Source organism: Pseudovibrio sp. Ad37 (assembly GCF_001623075.1).
In the GTDB taxonomy this organism is placed as follows: domain Bacteria; phylum Pseudomonadota; class Alphaproteobacteria; order Rhizobiales; family Stappiaceae; genus Pseudovibrio.
Genome location: NZ_LMCF01000041.1, coordinates 1 through 19,439 on the forward strand (window position 1 = coordinate 1; position 19,439 = coordinate 19,439).

At 51.4% G+C, this 19,439-nt stretch carries 18 protein-coding genes; 1 reads left to right on the forward strand and 17 read right to left on the reverse strand.

All coding sequences use genetic code 11. The features are described from left to right. Window positions 1–494: 494 nt before the first annotated feature. The 10 genes from PsAD37_RS09605 to PsAD37_RS09650 form a co-directional block, all read right to left on the reverse strand. Window positions 495–1,007, reverse strand: coding sequence for an invasion associated locus B family protein (locus PsAD37_RS09605; RefSeq protein WP_084407715.1), 513 nt, complete (start codon window positions 1,005–1,007; stop codon window positions 495–497). A gap of 14 nt (window positions 1,008–1,021) precedes the next feature. Next, window positions 1,022–1,894: a YadA C-terminal domain-containing protein gene (locus PsAD37_RS09610; protein ID WP_063295963.1), complete on the reverse strand. Its 873-nt coding sequence runs from the start codon at window positions 1,892–1,894 to the stop codon at window positions 1,022–1,024. A gap of 582 nt (window positions 1,895–2,476) precedes the next feature. Further along, the gene (locus PsAD37_RS09615; protein ID WP_057462110.1) at window positions 2,477–3,067 is read right to left on the reverse strand and encodes a cytochrome c3 family protein; all 591 of its coding nucleotides are present in this window, start codon (window positions 3,065–3,067) and stop codon (window positions 2,477–2,479) included. Between the two features lie 11 nt (window positions 3,068–3,078). Beyond that, the gene (locus tag PsAD37_RS09620) at window positions 3,079–3,540 is read right to left on the reverse strand and encodes a nitrate reductase cytochrome c-type subunit (protein ID WP_063295964.1); all 462 of its coding nucleotides are present in this window, start codon (window positions 3,538–3,540) and stop codon (window positions 3,079–3,081) included. Window positions 3,541–3,548: 8 nt separating this feature from the next. Continuing rightward, the gene (gene napA, locus PsAD37_RS09625) at window positions 3,549–6,047 is read right to left on the reverse strand and encodes a nitrate reductase catalytic subunit NapA (RefSeq protein ID WP_063295965.1); all 2,499 of its coding nucleotides are present in this window, start codon (window positions 6,045–6,047) and stop codon (window positions 3,549–3,551) included. Next, a complete protein-coding gene (locus PsAD37_RS09630; RefSeq protein WP_063295966.1) occupies window positions 6,044–6,382 on the reverse strand; it encodes a chaperone NapD in 339 nt (112 codons plus the stop codon). The genes napA and PsAD37_RS09630 overlap by 4 nt, the downstream gene beginning before the upstream one ends. Next, the gene (gene napF / locus PsAD37_RS27465; protein ID WP_063304657.1) at window positions 6,375–6,884 is read right to left on the reverse strand and encodes a ferredoxin-type protein NapF; all 510 of its coding nucleotides are present in this window, start codon (window positions 6,882–6,884) and stop codon (window positions 6,375–6,377) included. Before napF ends, PsAD37_RS09630 begins: the two co-directional genes overlap by 8 nt. 9 nt (window positions 6,885–6,893) lie before the next feature. After that, window positions 6,894–7,073, reverse strand: a complete 180-nt coding sequence (gene napE, locus PsAD37_RS09640) for a periplasmic nitrate reductase, NapE protein (RefSeq protein ID WP_063295968.1) — start codon at window positions 7,071–7,073, stop codon at window positions 6,894–6,896. Between the two features lie 372 nt (window positions 7,074–7,445). After that, a complete protein-coding gene (locus tag PsAD37_RS09645; protein WP_063295969.1) occupies window positions 7,446–10,676 on the reverse strand; it encodes an efflux RND transporter permease subunit in 3,231 nt (1,076 codons plus the stop codon). A 3-nt stretch (window positions 10,677–10,679) separates the two neighbouring features. Next, entirely contained in the window at window positions 10,680–11,810 is a 1,131-nt protein-coding gene (locus tag PsAD37_RS09650) for an efflux RND transporter periplasmic adaptor subunit (RefSeq protein ID WP_063295970.1), read from the reverse strand. Window positions 11,811–11,993: 183 nt separating this feature from the next. Between PsAD37_RS09650 and PsAD37_RS09655 the strand changes: the two genes are divergently transcribed. After that, a complete protein-coding gene (locus PsAD37_RS09655; protein ID WP_244272508.1) occupies window positions 11,994–12,575 on the forward strand; it encodes a TetR/AcrR family transcriptional regulator in 582 nt (193 codons plus the stop codon). Here the strand turns inward: PsAD37_RS09655 and PsAD37_RS09660 are convergent. From PsAD37_RS09660 to PsAD37_RS09690, 7 genes are all read right to left on the reverse strand, one after another. Continuing rightward, window positions 12,566–13,012, reverse strand: a complete 447-nt coding sequence (locus PsAD37_RS09660) for a PaaI family thioesterase (protein WP_063295972.1) — start codon at window positions 13,010–13,012, stop codon at window positions 12,566–12,568. The two genes, PsAD37_RS09655 and PsAD37_RS09660, sit on opposite strands and share 10 nt — an antisense overlap. A 76-nt stretch (window positions 13,013–13,088) precedes the next feature. Next, window positions 13,089–13,586, reverse strand: coding sequence for an invasion associated locus B family protein (locus PsAD37_RS09665; protein ID WP_208860638.1), 498 nt, complete (start codon window positions 13,584–13,586; stop codon window positions 13,089–13,091). Between the two features lie 18 nt (window positions 13,587–13,604). Further along, complete coding sequence (locus PsAD37_RS09670) at window positions 13,605–14,810, reverse strand: YadA C-terminal domain-containing protein (RefSeq protein WP_063295973.1); 1,206 nt, start codon at window positions 14,808–14,810, stop codon at window positions 13,605–13,607. 559 nt (window positions 14,811–15,369) lie between these two features. Next, window positions 15,370–16,263: a sugar kinase gene (locus tag PsAD37_RS09675; RefSeq protein WP_063287889.1), complete on the reverse strand. Its 894-nt coding sequence runs from the start codon at window positions 16,261–16,263 to the stop codon at window positions 15,370–15,372. Window positions 16,264–16,320: 57 nt separating this feature from the next. Continuing rightward, complete coding sequence (fbaA, locus tag PsAD37_RS09680; RefSeq protein ID WP_063295974.1) at window positions 16,321–17,391, reverse strand: class II fructose-bisphosphate aldolase; 1,071 nt, start codon at window positions 17,389–17,391, stop codon at window positions 16,321–16,323. A 586-nt stretch (window positions 17,392–17,977) separates the two neighbouring features. After that, on the reverse strand, window positions 17,978–18,745 hold the full coding sequence (locus tag PsAD37_RS09685) for a hypothetical protein (RefSeq protein WP_063295975.1): 768 nt from the start codon (window positions 18,743–18,745) through the stop codon (window positions 17,978–17,980). Between the two features lie 11 nt (window positions 18,746–18,756). Beyond that, window positions 18,757–19,353, reverse strand: coding sequence for a HupE/UreJ family protein (locus PsAD37_RS09690; RefSeq protein WP_208991800.1), 597 nt, complete (start codon window positions 19,351–19,353; stop codon window positions 18,757–18,759). Between the last annotated feature and the right edge of the window lie 86 nt (window positions 19,354–19,439).

Sequence of the window (19,439 nt, forward strand, 5' to 3'; positions counted from 1 at the left end):
CGCAGCAAGAAGTTATCAAGCACTGTGGCAGGCCGTAGGCCAAGTCTGCGACCTCTTCACAAAGCAAGAGTGCAACAACTTCTTCAAAACAGCTGGATACATGACCGATTAAACGCGACAAGCTCTAAAGATGAAGCTAGGTGTTTTGTGCGGGAGATGATCCGGGGACGCGCAGTGTTTGCGGGCTTGTTAGGCTGCTGTCAGCCACTTCCTTGCAAAGCAGCAGCGCATGTCAGTCCGCGCAATCGGAGAGAGTTAGGCACTCCGATCGTAGCAAGGCCTGGTAAGGAGGTGGTATGTTGGATGAACCTTGCGATTAAGCTTAAAGTTTAAGCTGCGCATGACAAGAGCCCGGAATCGGCTGACCATCTTCTTCCGAGCTCTTATTAAAGTCATCTAGCGACGGGAATGGGGGGCGAGAGCCTCCCGTTCCTATCTTCCTCAATATAGACCTCAAAGCTTAAAGCTTCAACCATGGGTCTTGGCAGGGCAAATCAGCCGGTTGTCTCATCTGGCAACAAGACTGCCATACGTTTGGTGAACTCTTCCCAGTTGCGGGTGAAGCCGATCAGGGAGTAGTTCAGCGCCAGCTTTTTGCGGTCATTGGTCTTGGTGACTACAATGGACATGGCTTTGCCGCGCTTGAGGAAACTAACGATAGCTTTGTTGGCATTAAAGGCCGCCTCGCACCCGTCTGGCTGGCAGGTGATCAGCTTGGCGTCGAACAAGGCATCATCATCAATGCCAATCTGGATACCGCTGGGGATGTGGATCCCGAGCGGCAGCTTGATAATCGCTGCATATACATCTGCTTCGAGTTTGCGAAACATGATGGAATTTACCAGCGCACCGTTCTCAAGCCGGATTTCAGCATAGACCTGACACTGGTCACTGCTGCATTTGACTGACCAATCCTCTTCATTGGAAGGCTCAGTGGTGCTGTACGCATTCACACCCTGAAAGAAAAAGAGCATTGCCGCTGTCAGCAGGATCCAGATTGGTTTCATGATCTACATCCTTGTTAGAAGGAGAAGCCCAGGCCAGCACCAGCAGTGACGTTGTTGCTGAAGTCTGTGGCTACAGAAGCTGTAACAGCCATGTTCTCGGTTGGCAGGAAGGCCACTTTCAGAGCAGATGCGGCTTTGCCTTTGAAGTGTCCAAAACCACCGGAAACGGAGATGCCATTTTTGCCACCCTGAAGGACCGGCGCATTTGCAATCGCCACAGCCATCGCCACACCGCTGCGAAGCTCGTCAACATCCTGTTCCAGTGAGACGATGCTGGAGGTGTTGGAAGAGATGTTTGCGGCGTTTGTGGAGATATTGGCGGTATTGGTCGCAATATTCTCCTTGTTGGTATCGATACGATGGGAGTTTGAACTGATGAACGCCCGATTGATGTGAATATTGCGTGCGTTCGAACCGATGAATGCCCGATTAGATTGGATACCGCGTGCGTTTGAACCAATGAAGGCACGATTAGTTTGGATGTTTCTCTCGTTACCTACGATGTCTCTAGCGTTGGCGTAGATCCGACTAGTGTTGTTATATACACGACGATTGCTGTGACCAATATCAGATTTGATACGTGAAATGTCGGTGTCGTTACTGGTGATGCGTTTTGCCTGAGCATTCAGTGCGCTCTGATCTGCCTTATTATTGATCTTTGTCGCGAGCGTACCGCTTAAATCTGATTCATCAATATCACTTATGGTTGCAGTGATACCACTCGCGCTACCTCCTAATCGAGGTATTGTTCCAGTAATTAGGCCGACTGTAACTGGGGCGATATTGGTTTTAATGATTCCGTCAGAAACAGCTATATTCGCGGCCTGAACGGTGCTCATACTTGCTATGACGGCCACGATCGCAGCAGAAAGCTTCAATGCGTTCATCTTTTTATGTCCTTTCAGAAGGGCGAAGCTTGTGTGTTCTCTGCCCGGTCTAAAGTTTTCAGTTGCAGCGTCATGCGCATACACCTGATTGAGGGCGAGTTTATTAGTTCCGCAAAAACAATATGTTGCAGATGGGGTGTGTTCTAATGCGCTCGATTTTTAAGGAGCATATGACCCCTGGTTTTTACCGGAGTGTTAAAAAGCACTGGCATGAGGCTGGAGACCTTCCCTAAGGAAAATATGGATGCCCTTAGGGTGAAAATATAAAAAAAAGTTCAGGTGAGATTTGTATTGATTAATATTTGTAAACTCCCGCGAAATGGCGGGAATTGAGGAGACTCCGAGGTATTTTTTAGAAATTTTCCTCATGAATATATTTCATATAATTTTAATTAATAAAACCATGTAATAAATGTGGACAAGAAAAAACCCCGTGGTTTCAAACCGCGGGGTTCTTTTGTCTGAGCATGTTATGGGTCTTAGAACTCGCCGCGCACACTTGCAAACACGCTTTGAGTTCTAAAGTCTTTGCTTGAGTGAATTCGCGAGATTTGACCATAACCAATCAAGCAAGCTTCACTCTTAGTGACCCTCTTTCAACAGGCTCAGATCAGGTAGCTTGTGCGCGATGCCTTTGTGGCAGTCGATACAGGTCTTCTCACCACTCACGAGGAACTTCTCGTGCTGCTCGGAAGCTCTCACACTCTGACGCGTAAAGTCCATGGACTCTTCACTGTGACAGTTACGGCATTCAAGAGAGTCGTTGGCTTTAAAGCGAGCCCATTCATGGCTTGCCAGCTCAAGACGCTTGTCCTCGAATTTCTCCGGTGTGCTGATTGTGCCGAAGATCTTGCCGTAAACTTCCTTGGATGCCTGAATCTTACGGGCAACCTTAGAGGTCCAGTTGTGAGGTACGTGACAATCAGGGCAAGTCGCACGCACACCAGACCGGTTGGTATAGTGAATGGTGGTCTTGAGTTCCTGATAGACAGTGTTTTCCATCTCGTGACACCCAATACAGAATTCTTCTGTGTTGGTGACTTCCAGGGCGGTGTTGAAACCACCCCAGAAGATGATGCCAGCGACAAACCCGCCAAGTGTCAAAAAGCCAAGGCTGTAATGGACACTAGGTTTGCGGATAACCTGCCAGAACCGTTTGATAGCTGAAAACATACGGTGTGCTCCTACTTGTCGGTCTTACCTTCGAGCACGTCATCAACGTCAACGAAGGTGTTCTCAACCAGTGGCTTGGCTTCAGTCTGAGGCACATGACACTGGGTGCAGAAGAAGCGACGAGGGGAAACAGACGCCAGGAACTGATTATCACGGTTCATAAAGTGCGTGATGGAGATCATCGGTGCCTGAGACTTTTCAATTGCCGTGCGGCTGTGACAAGTCATGCATTTGTTCAGGCGCTTGTCGATCTGGTAGCCGTCGATCTTGTGAGGGATCAATGGTGGCTGCTCAGGGTAGTTACGCACCTGACGCTCGTCAGAGTTCACAACTTTTGGGATCCGCGGTGCGGCATCCTGAGTCAGGATGTCCGCGTTGCGCATTTGCGAGATGGTGTCAGCAGCAAAAGAGCTTGCTCCACCAAAGACAGACACAGCGATAAAGCTGGCTACAAGGAGTTTCAGAAGTTTCATGGCGTACCTCACACGGCTACAATCTTGACCGCGCACTTCTTATAGTCGGTCTGTTTTGAAAGAGGATCTGTTGCATCCAGTGTCACCTTGTTGATGAGCTGGCTTGCATCAAAGAACGGTACGAACACGAGGCCTTTTGGTGGCTTGTTACGGCCACGGGTCTCGATGCGTGTTGTGATTTCACCGCGACGGGAAACAACGCGCACTTCAGAACCACGACGCAGACCCTTCGCTTTTGCATCATCAGGATGCATGTAGCACAGAGCATTTGGAACAGCTTTGTACAGCTCAGGAACGCGCTGGGTCATGGTGCCAGTGTGCCAGTGCTCGATCACGCGACCAGTGCAGAGCCAGAAATCGTAGTCTTCATCTGGCATTTCTGGCGGTGCTTCGTATGGAAGCGCGAAGATGCGTGCTTTACCGTCTTTATGACCGTAAAACTCGAAGCCTTTGCCTTCGCCAACGTATGGGTCAGAACCTTCGCGGAAGCGCCACTGGGTTTCTTTGCCATTCACAACAGGCCAACGCAGGCCACGTTCTTCGTGGTAACGCTCGAACGGTGCCAGATCGTGACCGTGGTCACGGCCAAAGGCAGCGTATTCTTCGAACAGACCTTTTTGAATGTAGAAGCCGAAGTCGTTTGCTTCGTCGTTCTTGTATTCATCGCTGGTTTCAGAAAGCGGGAACTTGTCGACGTTGCCGTTTGCGAACAGGACGTCAAACAGAGTTTTACCGCGTACTTCTGGCTGCTTTGCGATCAGTTCTTCAGGCCATACGTCTTCAACTTTGAAGCGCTTGGAGAACTCAACGGTCTGCCAAAGGTCAGACTTTGCATCGCCCGGAGCAGAAACCAGCTGATGCCAGAACTGAGTACGACGTTCAGCGTTGCCGTAAGCGCCTTCTTTTTCTACCCACATTGCTGTTGGCAGAATAAGGTCAGCAGCCATTGCGGACACTGTTGGGTACGGATCGGAAACAACGATGAAGTTCTCTGGATTTCTCCAGCCTGGGTAGATCTCTTCAACAACGTTAGGACCAGCCTGCATGTTGTTGGTGACCTGGGTCCAGTAGAAGTTTAGTTTGCCGTCTTTGAGCATACGGGACTGCTGAACAGCATGGTAACCTGGTTTCGCAGGAATTGTGCCGTCTGGAAGTTTCCAGATTTTCTCTACAATTTTCCGGTGCTCAGGGTTTTTCACAACCATGTCTGCTGGCAGGCGGTGGGAGAACGTACCAACTTCACGTGCAGTACCACAAGCAGATGGCTGACCGGTCAGTGAGAACGGACCACACCCTGGCTTGGAGATTTTGCCGGTGAGAAGGTGGATGTTGTAGAACATCTGGTTGACCCAAACGCCGCGGGTATGCTGGTTTGCACCCATGGTCCAGAGGGACATAACCTTTTTGTCTGGATCAGCGTAAAGCTTTGCCAGTTCCAGCAGACGGTTTGCTGGAACACCAGACATCTTCTCAGCGTATTCGAGCGTGTATGGCTTAACGAACTCTGCATACTCTTCGAAGCTGATTTCTTTAGAACCACCAGCTTTGTCAGCGTTTTTAGCCGCTTGCTGTAGTGGGTGCTCAGGGCGCAGGCCGTAGCCGATGTCCTGATTGCCAAGGCGGAAGTTGGTGTGCTTGCTAACGAAGTCCATGTCCACGGCTTCGTTCTGGATAATGTAGTTTGCGATGAAGTTCGCAATCACCAGATCGGTCTGTGGGGTGAAGACCATTGGGATGTCAGCAAGGTCAAAGCTGCGGTGCTGGTATGTAGAAAGAACAGCAACTTTTACATCTGGGTTAGACAGGCGGCGATCAGCGATACGGGTCCACAGAACCGGGTGCATCTCAGCCATGTTGGAACCCCAGAGCACGAAGGCGTCTGCGTTCTCAAAATCGTCGTAACAACCCATTGGCTCATCAATGCCGAAGGTCCGCATGAATGCGCCTACAGCAGAAGCCATGCAGTGACGTGCGTTCGGGTCAATGGTGTTAGAGCGGAAGCCAGCTTTCCAGAGCTTAGAAGCTGCGTAGCCTTCCCAAACAGTCCACTGGCCTGAGCCGAACATGCCAACCGCGTAAGGGCCGTTCTTCTTCATGGCTTCTTTTGCTTTCACAGCCATGATGTCGAAAGCTTCGTCCCAGGATACTGGCTCGAATTCGCCTTCTTTGTCGTACTTGCCGTCGGTTTTACGCAGCAGTGGCTGCTCAAGACGGTCTTTGCCGTACATGATCTTGGAAAGGAAGTAACCTTTCACACAGTTCAGGCCCTTGTTAACCGGGCTCTGAGCATCACCATGTGTTGCAACAACGCGGTCATTCTTGGTCGCAACCATGATGGAACAACCGGTACCGCAGAAACGGCAAGCAGCTTTGGACCATTTCAGGTCTGTTTTGCTTGCGTCTGTTACAATGTTTGCCGCTTGCGCCGGAAGGCTTGCCCCGGCTGCGGCAGTTGCCGCTGCAACAGCCTGCGCCTTAATGACAGCGCGTCTTGTTAGTTTAATCATGAGCAAGTCCCCTCGGGTTGCATGTCACCCTGATCAGAAATCACAATTGAATTGAGGTCGGTGGTGTCGGTTTGGTGGAAGATGAGCGAAGCCGTAACCACGCCATCTAACCGCTGCATGTCACTCAAAGCGTTCGCGAGGTCGCGTTCGCTCGGTGTTTCCAGCGTCACAATTATCTTTGTTGTGTCAGCTACTTCTGCAATTTCAGCAGAAGGTATCTGTTTAATCGCAGCGCATATCTGCTCTCGCTTGGCAGGATCGGCCTGGAGCAGCACACTTGAAATGTGCCAGACACCGGCTTCTTCTTCGCGCTCTACGGTTGTTGCATTACGCATTTGCTAAACTTTCTCGGCTCTGGTCGTTCATGGCGATCGCATCTACGGGGCAGGAAATGAGACAAGCTCCGCAGCCGTTGCATTGGTCTGCATCCAGTTGAATCTTTCCTGTAGGCGCGACACGCATATCGAACCGGAGGGCTCTTGGGTCACAGCTGTCGGTGCAGGTCTGGCAGGAAACGCCCTTTCCAAGCAGACATGCCCCTTGCTGTATTTCTGCTGTGAGCCTCCAGGGTGCCGCAGTCAGATCAAACAGATCTTCCTCTGGGCACGCTTTTGCGCACTCTTCGCAGAACGTGCATTCTCCAACGCCGGTTTTGAGGTAAGGCCGATTATCCGCGCTGAACAAAATGGCTTCCGGGCAGGCTTTGACGCATTCAAAGCAGCCGGTGCATTTGTCTTCAATCCGCTGCTCCGTTGTCCATGGCGGACGAACCGGAGACACCACCTCTGGGGTAGCGCTTAAGCGGGTAAAGAATGCTCTGCGGGATAAGTTGGCCACGACTACCTCTTAGAAGGACGGTGGGCCAAACAGAATCTGCGACATCCAGATAAGGAAGCCGTATCCGCCAACAGCTGCAGTCATCAGAACTGGCGCAAGAACAACTGCCAGAAACAGGAATGCTACTCTCTCGCGGCCTTTGCTCACTACTGGAGTGGTGGTCTGGGTATTTTGGCTTAAGCCAGCCATGTGCGTACTCCGTACTAACAGCCGCCTCTTGCAGCTATTTGATTGGAGCAGACACCGTAACGTTATACGTGCCCGCTCGTACGCGCAGGAACTTAGAGTAAATGTAAAAAGCACAAATTGAGTGCAATCAATTCCGGATTAGTAGATTTTTTCTCTTTGAGATTCCGCAATATATAAGTGCATGCTGCATTTCTAATATATAATTTACATTAGAATATTCGAATATTGCAAAATTCAATACTTAAGTGATTTCTTATATATATTTAGTACTGGAATTCTGCGGATTCACAGTGGGTTAACTAGCAGATTTCGTTAGGTCAGTCCTCAGTTAAAAACGGCCTCCGCAAGGGGAGGCCGTGTCGTAAGGTCCGTTTAGGCCTTTTCTAGAGGAAAACCCTTAGGTTTTGTATCTTTGTCATTCTCTGGGGATTTTTCTGAAATCACATGTTTTTCCTCTGCTTCCAGGGCCTCTTTTCGCTCCATTTGGACATATTCCAATGCCTTATCGCGTTTGCCGAAGAGAAAGACGCGAATATCTTCCGCAATTGCGACCAGTACTGGAATCAGGATTAAAGTAATAAGTGTCCCGAAAATTTCCCCGTATGCCAGAGAGACGGCCGCCGGGATTAGGTACATGGCCTGCTCGGAAGTTTCGCTCATAAGCGGCATCAAACCCGCGACCGTAGTTGCCGTTGTCAGGAAGATCGCCTGAAAGCGATCCATGCCGCTGCGCTCCGTTGCCTCGATATGGTCTACACCATCCTCCCTCAGGTGAAGGTAGCGCGTGACCATGACGAGAGAGTCATTGACGATCACGCCGATCAAAGCCAGCAAGCCGAAGATCGACATCATGCTGAATGGGATGCCCATGATGGCATGGCCGAGGATTGCCCCGACCACTCCAAACGGAACCACGGACATGATGATGAGCGGCTTGAAGTAGGACTTCAGCGGGATCGCCAATAGAACAAAGATGAGGAAACAGGTTATGAGAAGGGCGCGGTTCATATTGCCCTTAACTTCACCCATTTCCTCCAGCTCGCCACCCTGCTTGATTTTAACACCGGGATACTTCTGTTGTAGTTGGGGCACAACGGAGGTGAAGATATCCTGACCCAGCTCAGCAGGAGCAACGATCTGTTTATTGATGTCAGCTTCGATTGTGGCGACCTGATCGCCGTTTCTGCGGTGCACGTATCCGGGCACATAGCGTGCTTCGATATTGGCAACTGATTGCAGCGTGACCCAGTTGTCGTTGGCTCCGCGCAGGCGTGATTGAAGCAAGTCCTCAATGGCATCACGAGCATCCAGCGTGTTGCGAACAATCACGCGAACCTCTGAGTCACCACGTTGGATGCGCTGTGCCTCCCCGCCACCAAACTGGTGCGCCACCTGACTTGCCAGTCGCTCTGGCGTAAAGCCAAGATGACGAGCTTCTGGTTTCAGTGTCAGGCGAAGTTCTGGCTGGCCTGCTTTGAACGTGTCGCGCAAGTTGCTGACACCGGCTCGTTTGCCAAGTTCTGCCATGAGCTCTTCACTCGCCAGCTGCAACTGCTCGGAATTTTCGCCAAACAAACGGATCTTGAACCCGCCACCGATCGCTTCAAAGCCCGAGAAGGTGAGTTTGGAAACACCTTCCAAAGTGCCGGTACGGTCCTGCCAGTCGCGCAGAATGTCACCTGTCTTTGCATCCCCGCGCTCGTCCAACGGGCGCAGCTCTGCATAGATGGTGGCATTTGTGCTGTCGGATACGATGCGGAAAATGTTCTGGAACACACCGCCCACGTCCGGCTGTTGCTCGGCATATTGCCGGTCAACAGCGCTTGCGATGTTTTCAATCGTGGAGATGTTGCTCTGTGTCAGCTCAAATGGTGCACGTGGGTCCATCTCCATGTTCACCACGATGTACTGACCGGGAATTTCCGGAAAGAACACAGAGTGGATTTTGCCCTTCCACATCAGACCGAACACAAGCACTGCTGCAGAAATGAAGCCAACCAGAACCGCATATCGCTGTCGGATGGCCCATCTAAGCACCGGGAAATAGACCGTATCGCGGAACCAAAACAAGCCACCGCGAGCCACGCTCTGAACCTTGCCCCAGCTGCGGGAGAAAATGTTCTGCTTCTTCTCTTCCAAGGAGATGCATGCGAGGTGAGCAGGCAGGATGAACTTGCTCTCGAACAGAGAGAACAACAACGCCAGAATAACAATGCCTGAGAAGCTGCCGAGGATCTTACCCAGCTCACTGTTCATCAGAAGCATTGGGAAGAATGCCGCTGTTGTTGTCAGTACGCCAAATATCGTCGCAACGGCTACTTTGTGTACGCCCGCAGCCGTGCCTTTGCGTGGGTCTGCATAGCGTTTGCGCTGCTCAAAGACACTTTCACCGACCACCACTGCATCATCGACAAGAATGCCGAGCGCGATAATGAGACCGAATGTTGTGATGTCGTTGAGCGAATAATCCACCCAGCCAGTCGTCGCCACAGCAAACGCACCAGCTAATGAGATTGGAATACCCATAGCGACCCAGAAGGCCAGCTTCATGTTGAGGAACAGCGACAGGATCAACACCACCAAAGCCAGCCCCTGAAATGCGTTGGAGCTGAGAAGAGTCAGGCGATCCTCGATGTAATCACTGGAGTTTCCCCAAATTCCCACCTGTACGCCAGTCGGCAGCGTTGTGCGGAAGTCAGCTATGATGGCCTGCACATCCTCTGAGACATTAATAAGGTTGTCTTTGCGGCCAATCAGAACTTCCAGCCCAACGGACTCTTTGCCGTTGAAGCGTGCTTCCATATCAATGTCAGCAAAGGCGTCTTCCACCTTGGCAATATCGCCAAGAGTGGTTGTCGTGCCGTCGTCCCACTCGATGATCGGAATGCGCTCAAAGTCGGCTTTATAATAGGCCTGAGTATCTGCACGCAAAGAGATGTAGCCGCCCTCTGTCTTCAGCGTTCCGCCCTGGAAGTAAAGAGAAGACTCGCGGATGCGGTTCATGACCTGCTCAGGGGTCAGGTTTAGACGTTCCAGCGTGTACGGTTCTAGCCCGATCTTGATCTGCTCGGTCTGCAAACCCCATTGCTTGAGACGGGAAACCTCCGGGCTGGCCAGCAGCTTGTTGCGCAATTGGCGGGCGATGCGTTGCAGGGTTTTGAAATCTGCATCGCCGTAGACCTGCACAAACATGGCTGGCATATCCATGCTCTCTTTTTCAATGACAGGCCGTTCCGCTTTCTTCGGCAGATTGTAGATGCCATCAATTTTCAAGCGGATGTCATCCAGCAAGGTGGATAGCTTGGTATCGCTTGTCTTTTGGACGGAAACAACAGACGAGCCCGACTGTGAAATTGAGCTGATGTTCTTAACACCGCTCAGGCCTTCCAATGCCTTTTCTACTTTGCGGGTGATTTGCTTATCAACCTGCTCGGTGTAGCCGTTGGGTAGTTCCGTCGTGATGGTCACAGTATCCGCAGGCAGCTTGGGAAAGCCCTCGATGCGGATGTTCATGAGAGAGGACACCCCGACAATCAGGATGAACGCCATGATGAGGTTTGCTGCGACCGGGTTGCGAATAAACCAGTTTGTGAGCCAGGCCATGTGCTAGTGCCCCGCTGGTGTTGGGGCAACATGCTGACCCGGTAAGAACGCGGCCATCGGCAGCTGAACAACGCGCTTCTCATCAAGGTCTTGCAGTTCATGCGGCATCTTCACAATGATATCTGTATCATCACGGAAAACGACGGAAGCCTCAAAGCGTTGCAGCTCGTCCTTGTTGTTTAGGAACCAGACGAACCCTTCCTGTGTGAGCGCAGTCGCAGGCAATTTCAGGCTGTCTTTGACTGTTTTGCTCTGCAGTTCAACTGTAACGAACTCGCCCGGCAGAACAGAGGTTTCAGGTGATTTCACGATTTCGAGGAAGAGTTGATAACGGCGCGATTTAGGATCAAGGAAGCCACCACCGCGCTGGATCTTTGCAATCCCGACCAGTTCCTTGTTGGCATTATAAATCTTAGCCGGAAATTTCTGCCACGCCTTTTCCAGCAGGTTCCATTGGGTCTGGTCAAGAGAGACCGTAATATCCAGTTGCTCAGCATCCAGCAGGGTGAATAGCGTATCGCCGACAGAGATGCTCTGTCCGATACTCACATGGCGTTTGGTGACGAAGCCGCTGAAAGGAGCTTTGATGGTGGTCGCGTTCACATCATACTGTGCGACTTTCACCTTCTGGACGGCTGCCTCCAGCGCTTTTTCTGCAACGCGCAGCTCCGGAATGTGAACGGCCATTTCCGGCGGATCTTCCTTCGGATTCACTGCACGCCAGTTTTTCAGCGCGAGCACATGCTTGTTCTGCTTTTTCTTCAGATTGAATTCTGCAGTTGACTGCTGGTATTTGGCGTCTTCCAGTTGGGCTTCATAAATGTGCTTTTCCAACTGCGCCATCGGCTCGTTCTTGGAGACTTTCTTGCCTTCAAGTGCTTGAGGAGCAACGGACAACAGTTTGCCAGAGACCTGAGCCTTTAGATCAGCAGTCCAGCGTGGGCGGACTTCAGCAAAAACAGAAATATGGCCGGTGTTATCGCTTGCCTGTGCAGTCACATAGCTCACCACAGGCAGAACAACTTCATTTTCTCCGATGTCGACATCACTTGTGTCTTCCAGCGAAAGAACATAGGTACCGACAGTTCCCAGTAGCACCAATGCTGCTGACAACCACACAATCCGTTTGGACATTCAGTGCTCCTGAGCAATACGTTTCATAGAGGCAAGTTTCAGAGTTTGGTGAAGGCCTACGGAATGCCCGATTATCGCTGAGTGAATGCCTCGTAATCATCTCTGATCTTGATTTGTGAGACGATTGTGTATCATAATGAATATATATGAGACAAGTGCGTCTCATAAAATGAGGGTAAAATAGTGTTGCGTGATAAAAGGGCTGTTAAGTCCCGCAGGGCCCTGATCGAAGCCGGGTTGGCTGAATTGCCAGAAAATCCAATGGCTTCACTAACGGAAATCGCAGAGATAGCCGGGATTGGTCGCGCCACGCTGTACCGACACTTTGCCTCTCGGGAAGCGTTGATTGAAGAAGTCCTGAAGGTCAGCTTTGAGGATATTATTCAGGTGCTGACGCCTATGGAGAAAGAAGGTCTTCGCGGGAAACAAGCGATGATGCGGGCTGTTGAGCTGATGCTCCCGCTTGCGGACCGGCTGCGTTTCCTCTCCTCTTTCTGGCTGGATGGGGAACGCGTTCTGAGCAAAGATCCGCGCTATGCCCTTATGGAGCAAGAGACAATCACTTCTGTTGAACAAGCGAAAGAAGATGGCGACATTCGCAAGGAGCTGCCAACACGATGGGTGATGAACACCTACGATGTGCTGTTGTTTTCTGCCTGGGATATGATCGTGAAAGAAAAGGCGGATATCGGAGAAGTCACGGCATTGCTCATGACGACCTTCTTTGACGGTGTCGGACCAAAGCCCCGCGAGACTCAAGAGTGATCAAGCCGCATCTCGCGCTGTGGTGCGCGTTTGAAAGGGCCGGTGGCCGTTGCAATCAGCTGATCATTCTCGTCAAACAACTGCGCCTCTGCAAAGAGTGTTGATTTGCCGCCTCCAGTCACTTTGCCTTTTGCAACTAATCGTTTGCAGATGGCTGGCGCGAGGAAGTTGACGGTGAGAGACAGCGTTACGAACGGTTGTTTACCTGTGGGATCCACCGTTGCACTGCAAGATCCACCGCAGGCATTATCCAACAACATGGTCACAATCGCCCCATGTACCACTCCACTGCGATTGGCAAACCGGGCATCAATATCCAACGCACAGATTGCCGTGCCTTCCTTTGGGAAAAGCTCCAGCTCATATCCGATAAACCGCTGAAACTCGGTTTCATCGCGAATGGATATGGAATTGTCGGTGTTGGATGAGTATGTCACGGCTGCCTAGCTCCTCCCACAGGTGCAAGGCATATCAATAACTTACTCCTCCCAAGAAATCCAATTGGCCTTCTGGCTACGGTGTCAGCATTTCCATGCGCTTGTGGAATGCGTTCCAGTTACGGGTGAAGCCGATCAGGGAGTAATTGAGAGCCAGCTGTTTCCGATCACCTGCCTTGCGCACGAGGATCGACATCTTGTCTCCCCGCTTCAGAAAATCCACCACCGTCTGGTTTGCAGTAAAGGCAGCTTCGCAGCCATCAGGATTGCAGGTGATCAGCTTGGCTTGAATGATCGCGGCTTCGTCAATGCCAATGTTGATGCCACTTGGGATGTGAATGCCGAGCGGCAGCTTCAAAATGCCTGCATACGTGGTGGCGTTGAGTTTGCGAAACGCGATGTTGTTAAACAAGGTTCCGTTTTGAAGTCGGATCTCCGCGTACATCTGGCATTGTTGTCGGCTGCATTGAACGGACCATTCCTCTTTTGCCTGAGCTGAGGAAGGTGCGAGAACACCCCCGCCATGAAAAACCATGGCGAAGGCAACGAAGAAAAATGAAAGAAGTCGGCTCATGTGCCTCTCCTTGAAAACTTAAAATGAGAAACCGAGACCCGCGCCAGCGGCGACGTTGTCGTCAAAGTCGGTTGCGACGGAGGCGGTGATCGCCATGTTGTCCATTGGCATGAAAGCAGCTTTCATAGAACCTGCAGACTTGCCTTTGAAGTGTCCAAAACCACCGGAAAGAGACAGGCCGTTGTAACCGCCCTGAATGATCGGTGCGTTGGCAATTGCGATTGCCATGGCAACACCGGACTGCAGCTCATCAACGTCTTCTTCCAATGAAACGATGCGGGAGCTGTTGTCAGAAATAGCTGCGCTGTTGGCGGTAATGCGCTCAGCATTGCTGTTGACTGCTGCGACAACACTGTTGCGGGCTGTGCCGGTAAAGGTGGAGTTTAGATCAGCCAGAGAACCGACCTTCTCGTTGAGCTTGGTAACAGCCGAAACAACGGTGGTATCCGCCGGGGTTGGTGCCTGAAGGTCGCTTGGCAATGTGCTGATGTCGCCAATTTTAGCATCTACCGCGTTGAAGGATGCCAGAATGCCATTCGCCAGACCTTCGCCGCTTTCCAGTGCCTGAGCAGTTGTGCGGCCAGATGCATTAGCGCCATTGGCCGTGGTGAAGGTGCTGTAGTTCTCGTGTGGCAACTGCTCCGCCGCGTAGTTGTCGACTGCAGTATCAAGTGTACCCAGATCTGCCGCCATGTTTGCAGGCAGAGCGCCGCTTGTGAAGTTACCCGCCACAGGACTTGTTGGAGCATCCATGGTGATCTCTTCGCCAGCAGCAGCTTTTGCCTCTACGTGGTCCAGGTAGGCTTTCCACTCGGTTTTGGCTGTTGTGCCATCTTTGAGCGCAGCTTCAATATCGCGGACTTCCTCCAAAGGTGTGCCTGTGTTGTTCTTCAGCGGGTCTTTAACGCCATCAGAGATTGCCGCTGGTGCTGTTGTCTGCACTGTTCCAAACAGGGCCTGAAAGTCGGAAATAGTTTGGCTGTTACTAGCAATATCTGCAGCGTTACCTTTGATTTCATTTGCGAAAATGCGATCAACGTCTGCGCTGTCGACAATACCGGTTTGCGATGCCTCATCAAAGGCTGTTGTAGCGTTGTCTGACGAGCCTGTGTAATGAGTCACCACATTGCTGCCATCTATGGTGATAGTAATTGTGCCTGCGTGTGCCATGCCTGCACTCGCCAGCAAGGCGACCAAAGCACATGAATATTTGAGATGAGTCATAGTATAAACCCTGTTTTAAACAATAGAAACTGAGCTAAATACTGCTGTCGGAAACTGTGTAATTGGCATGCAGAAATTGTTCTGTCGCATCAGGCGAGCAGTTGTTTGTATGCAATTTGTGTTTGTGTGAAAGAAGTCTGCGATCAGTTGGCTTCATCATGTGCTTACTTATATTCTCTGGAACTCGTGAAGAATATTAGTGAAACTGAGCCCGTAATATTCAACGTTATTAAAAGTCGGGAATGAGAAGCCAGAGATATCTTGGTTTTCACTGGTGTGATCCTGCAGAAAATATCTGCAGACTGGGGCTTTCCACCTTTTCTAATCCGCCTGAATCAAGGGGGTATAGCTGACAATAACTAAGGGAAGCTGGTCCGGGTCTTTGGCGTTACATATGAAAAAGACAAAATAAAAACCCCGCCTCATAAAGAGACGGGGCTTTTTGAGTGTGCGAACGCCACATGAACATGTGCCCGTGTGGGGCCTATTATTGTTATTGTTCGTTCTTATTGTTTTTATTTGGCTCTAAATGGCTTCACCCATGGCAAAGCCGCTTAGATTAGTCGCTCGCAGGAAAGTTTTTCTGCACGTTGTCCAAGTCGAGGACGGTTGGCAGAGAGGCCTCGTTGCCGAGGAACTGAATGGCGTGTGCGGAAGCCGCACGAGCCAGTTTGAAATGGTCTTCCCAGGTTCCTTGAGGGTCTGCCAGGTAGCCGTAAACATAGGCGCCGTGGAAGGTATCACCCGCACCGTTGGTGTCGATGACGCGTTCTTTTGGTACTTTCAGAGCTGGCAAACGCTTGATCGGGCATTTGTCTTCGTACCACAGCAGGCCTTTTTCGCCCTGAGTGACACCACCAACCTTCACGCCTTTGGCACGCAGGTATTCCAGTGTGTCTTCCGGGGATTTTTCCAGCTGTTCACAGAACAACTCAGAAACGATCGCGACATCAATGTAGTCGAGCAGTTCCTCGGTGTTCTCACGAACGGCACCGCCATCCAGTGATGTCAGAATACCGTGCTTGCGGCACATCTTTGCGTAATGCAGAGCAGCGTGTGGGATGTGACCGTCTACATGCAGCGCTTGACAACCTGCAAGGTTGAGTTCAGGAACCGGATGTAGGAAGTCGTTGTCACGGCAACGCACGATTGCACGCTTGCCATCCTTTGGCATGATGAAGGAGAGGGAGCTTTCCTTCACTTTAGCGCCGTGGATCGGAATGGAATACTTGGCCGCCATGTCGCGGAACATGCGAGACAGCCAGTCGTCTGCCATGGAGCACAGCAGGTCAGGTGAGATGCCCAGCTTTGCGCAAACGAAAGCCGCGGTGACAGCGTTGCCACCAAAGCTGACAGCGTAATCCTGCGCAATTGCCTTCTCATCACCTTCCGGCATGGTCTCTGACAAAAAGGTCACGTCAATATAGGACTGGCCAATAAATAGCGCTTTCATCCTGTACTCCATAAAAGTCCAGGCCACACCCCCAACGTGTGGCCTGTGAGGTCATTCTTACTGCGCCAGGGATTTACCTGTGCTGCGAAGGTCTTCAAAGGCTTCTGTCAAACGAGTGACAATTCCTTTTTCACCTTCACGCAGCAACTTGCGCGGATCGTAGACCTTCTTATAAGGGACACCGGTCTCTGGGTCGATCTGGTGTTTGAACGCATTTGGCGTTTCGAACACATAAGCGCCCGCCTGTTCGGAGAATGCGAACTGGGTGTCGGTGTCGATGTTCATTTTGAACACGCCGTAGCCCAGGCTTTCTGCGATTTTTGCTTTTTCAGAGCCGGAACCACCGTGGAACACGAGTGGCAGTGGGTTTTCACCCAGACCGTGGGTTTCGCGAACCAGTTTCTGGCTTTCACGAAGAATCTCAGGGCGCAGCTTCACGTTGCCTGGCTTGTACACTCCGTGCACGTTGCCGAAGGATGCTGCCACAGAGAAGTGGCCCAGTGGGTCGAGGCGGTTGTACGCTTCCAGCACGTCTTCTGGCTGGGTGTACAGCTTTGGATTGTCAGATCCGATGTCATCGTCGGAACCAACGCCATCTTCTTCACCACCGGTGCAGCCGAGTTCAATCTCAAGGCTCATCTGCAGTGGAGCCATGCGCTTCAGCAGGCGCTCACTCATCGACAGGTTGTCTTCCAGAGTTTCCTCAGAAAGGTCCAGCATGTGAGAAGTAAAGAGTGGACGGCCATTTGCACGGAAGTAGTCTTCACCGTGCGAGATAAGAGCTTCCAGCCAAGGCACCAGCTTACGGTTTGCGTGGTCTGTGTGGAGCACAACGCAAACACCGTAGTGTTTTGCCAGCAGGTGCACGTGTTGGGCTGCGGAAACCGCGCCAAGAACACGGGCCTGGAAGCTATCTGGCATGGCTGCACCAGCATAGAACTGTGCGCCGCCGTTTGAGAGCTGTACGATTACGTCGGATTTGTTGGCTGCTGCAGCTTCGAGCACTGCGTTGATTGAGTTGGAGCCAACTACGTTTACTGCTGGAAGAGCGTACTGCCCTTCACGTGCTGCCTGAATGAGGGTTTTGTATTCTTCGCCAAAAATGACGCCTGGACGCAGCTTCGTCACCTTAAAGGTCTCCCGATCGCATGTTGAGTGAGTAAAAAGCGAAGCCCGGGAGGAGGGAACGCTGTCTATAACAGCAGGGAACGGACTTCGCTTTTACTCATGTGGTTCGGTTGTTACGCACCAGCTAAAAGGGGGTATAGCTGGCAGTAAGGCCCCGAATTTGGCTTGCCGAGGGTGGCGGCAAACCTTGCAGGTGAAAAACTTTTCACCGGGTGCAAAAAAATTTTAAGGGAAAGTGCATCGAAACGCGTTGGAATGAAATAAGTAGGAATACGTAGTTGATGCAATCGAACGAAAGCGTGGTTTGACCACGTTATAACGATTTAAAATTTCCTCAAATGACAAATCACAAACTAACTGAGGGGAACGTGCGGGTTAGTTGCAATATTATTTGTACCAAAGCGCTTTGGCGAGACATATATCAGTATTACCTCGAGTAATAGGTATTGAACCCCATGACAGATTGTCGCCGAATATTGTGCGCTTAAGAGGAAAACCCGGGTGATTTTTCGGTTTTGCAGGCATTTTGCCGGGATACAACAGAAAAACCACCCGAATTGACGATTAGGTCAACTTGATGAGTCGCTTACTTTACTCGTTTAAACGACTCGTATTCTCCGCGTGTTTGCAGTGATAAAGTAACAGGGCTGTTAGTTCTGTTACGCCAGAACCAACCATGGTTGCCATCAAATGCTGCCGTGATCTGTCCTTCATCCTGCGGCACGCCGCGCCCTTTCACATAGGAGATGGAGCGACCACCTCCGTCTCCATGTGTGTCGAAGTTCAATGTGCCTCCGTTTGCCGTCCAGCGAAACGCTGCACTCTTGCCGGCCTTCATCACCAGCTTCACCTCAACACCCTGACCGGGATCAAGTTGAATGGTGGTCTGATCGCTTTTGATGGCAGGTGTCGGGGCAACAGGTTGAGCCGCGGGTACTGCAGCAACAGTTTTCGCTGGTGCTACGGCTTTTGTGTCAACTCGGCGGGAGGTGGCAGTCACACGCTCGCGCAACTGCTGTTTCAGCATCACCTCAGCCAGTTTACGTTCAATCTCGTCAACGCGGTTGGTCAGTTCGGGAGAAACCGCTGCCACTGGTTGGGTGGAGGTTGTCGATGCAGGAGTTGCAGTTGCAGCCGCATCGGCAGCACTTTCCTCTGCCAGCTGGGTTTTGATCTCACCCATCTCTGTCAGGCCCAGAACGCGGCCTATGCCGGTGGCATCTACCTCGTATTCAGAGGGCAGGATAACTACGATGAGAAGGGCCAGAGCAGACAACGCTGCGATAATGGTGGAGCGTTTCAGCTGCGTGGAAGATGGCAGCTCAGAGCGCTTTGGTGGAGTTGTATTATGCATGGTGCCTCACATTAAAAAGATAGAATGAAGCCCGTGAGCTGGTATCCAACCAGCGCAAAGCCTGCTGTCATCATGGTGGTGTTCAGGGAGTAGGCGTAGCGCCAGAAGGTCTGCGTGCGCCGCCAGTAGCCCATAACAATGAGAATGCCGCTCAAGGCCAGCAGTTGGCCAAGTTCGACACCCACGTTGAAGGCGAGAAGGTTTGGCACCAGCCCATCCGGTGAGATCTCGTATTCGAGGATCTTGGTGGACAGGCCAAAGCCATGAAAGAACCCGAAGACCAGTGTGGTGAGGCGGGTGTTGGGCTGATACTTAAACCAGACCCAGAAGGCTCCCATATTATCGAGCGCTGTATAGACCACTGAGAAGCCAATGATGGCGTCAATGATGTAGGCGTTGATGCCGATGTTGAAGTAGACCCCGAGCAACATCGTGGTGGAGTGGCCGATCGCAAACAAGCTCACATAAACGCCGATGTCTTTGGTCTTGTAGAGGAAGAACACGATCCCAAGCAGGAACAGGATGTGGTCGTACCCCGTGACCATGTGCTTGGCCCCCAGATACATGTGTTTGTCCCGGAGAGATGGTTGACGTTTATTCGGGGACATGGGTGACGGTCATGTTATGATGTTAAGTCGATTTTTGCGACTGTGTTTGCTGCAAAACATACGTTGAAGATCTCAGGTTTGTCTGA

Bases quoted from the DNA above. Each gene is read 5' to 3' on its own strand.
- PsAD37_RS09605 (WP_084407715.1), bottom strand. From the start codon at position 1,007: ATGAAACCAATCTGGATCCTGCTGACAGCGGCAATGCTCTTTTTCTTT.
- PsAD37_RS09610 (WP_063295963.1), bottom strand. From the start codon at position 1,894: ATGAACGCATTGAAGCTTTCTGCTGCGATCGTGGCCGTCATAGCAAGT.
- PsAD37_RS09615 (WP_057462110.1), bottom strand. From the start codon at position 3,067: ATGTTTTCAGCTATCAAACGGTTCTGGCAGGTTATCCGCAAACCTAGT.
- PsAD37_RS09620 (WP_063295964.1), bottom strand. From the start codon at position 3,540: ATGAAACTTCTGAAACTCCTTGTAGCCAGCTTTATCGCTGTGTCTGTC.
- napA (WP_063295965.1), bottom strand. From the start codon at position 6,047: ATGATTAAACTAACAAGACGCGCTGTCATTAAGGCGCAGGCTGTTGCA.
- PsAD37_RS09630 (WP_063295966.1), bottom strand. From the start codon at position 6,382: ATGCGTAATGCAACAACCGTAGAGCGCGAAGAAGAAGCCGGTGTCTGG.
- napE (WP_063295968.1), bottom strand. From the start codon at position 7,073: ATGGCTGGCTTAAGCCAAAATACCCAGACCACCACTCCAGTAGTGAGC.
- PsAD37_RS09645 (WP_063295969.1), bottom strand. From the start codon at position 10,676: ATGGCCTGGCTCACAAACTGGTTTATTCGCAACCCGGTCGCAGCAAAC.
- PsAD37_RS09650 (WP_063295970.1), bottom strand. From the start codon at position 11,810: ATGTCCAAACGGATTGTGTGGTTGTCAGCAGCATTGGTGCTACTGGGA.
- PsAD37_RS09665 (WP_208860638.1), bottom strand. From the start codon at position 13,586: ATGAGCCGACTTCTTTCATTTTTCTTCGTTGCCTTCGCCATGGTTTTT.
- PsAD37_RS09670 (WP_063295973.1), bottom strand. From the start codon at position 14,810: ATGACTCATCTCAAATATTCATGTGCTTTGGTCGCCTTGCTGGCGAGT.
- PsAD37_RS09675 (WP_063287889.1), bottom strand. From the start codon at position 16,263: ATGAAAGCGCTATTTATTGGCCAGTCCTATATTGACGTGACCTTTTTG.
- PsAD37_RS09685 (WP_063295975.1), bottom strand. From the start codon at position 18,745: ATGCATAATACAACTCCACCAAAGCGCTCTGAGCTGCCATCTTCCACG.
- PsAD37_RS09690 (WP_208991800.1), bottom strand. From the start codon at position 19,353: ATGTCCCCGAATAAACGTCAACCATCTCTCCGGGACAAACACATGTAT.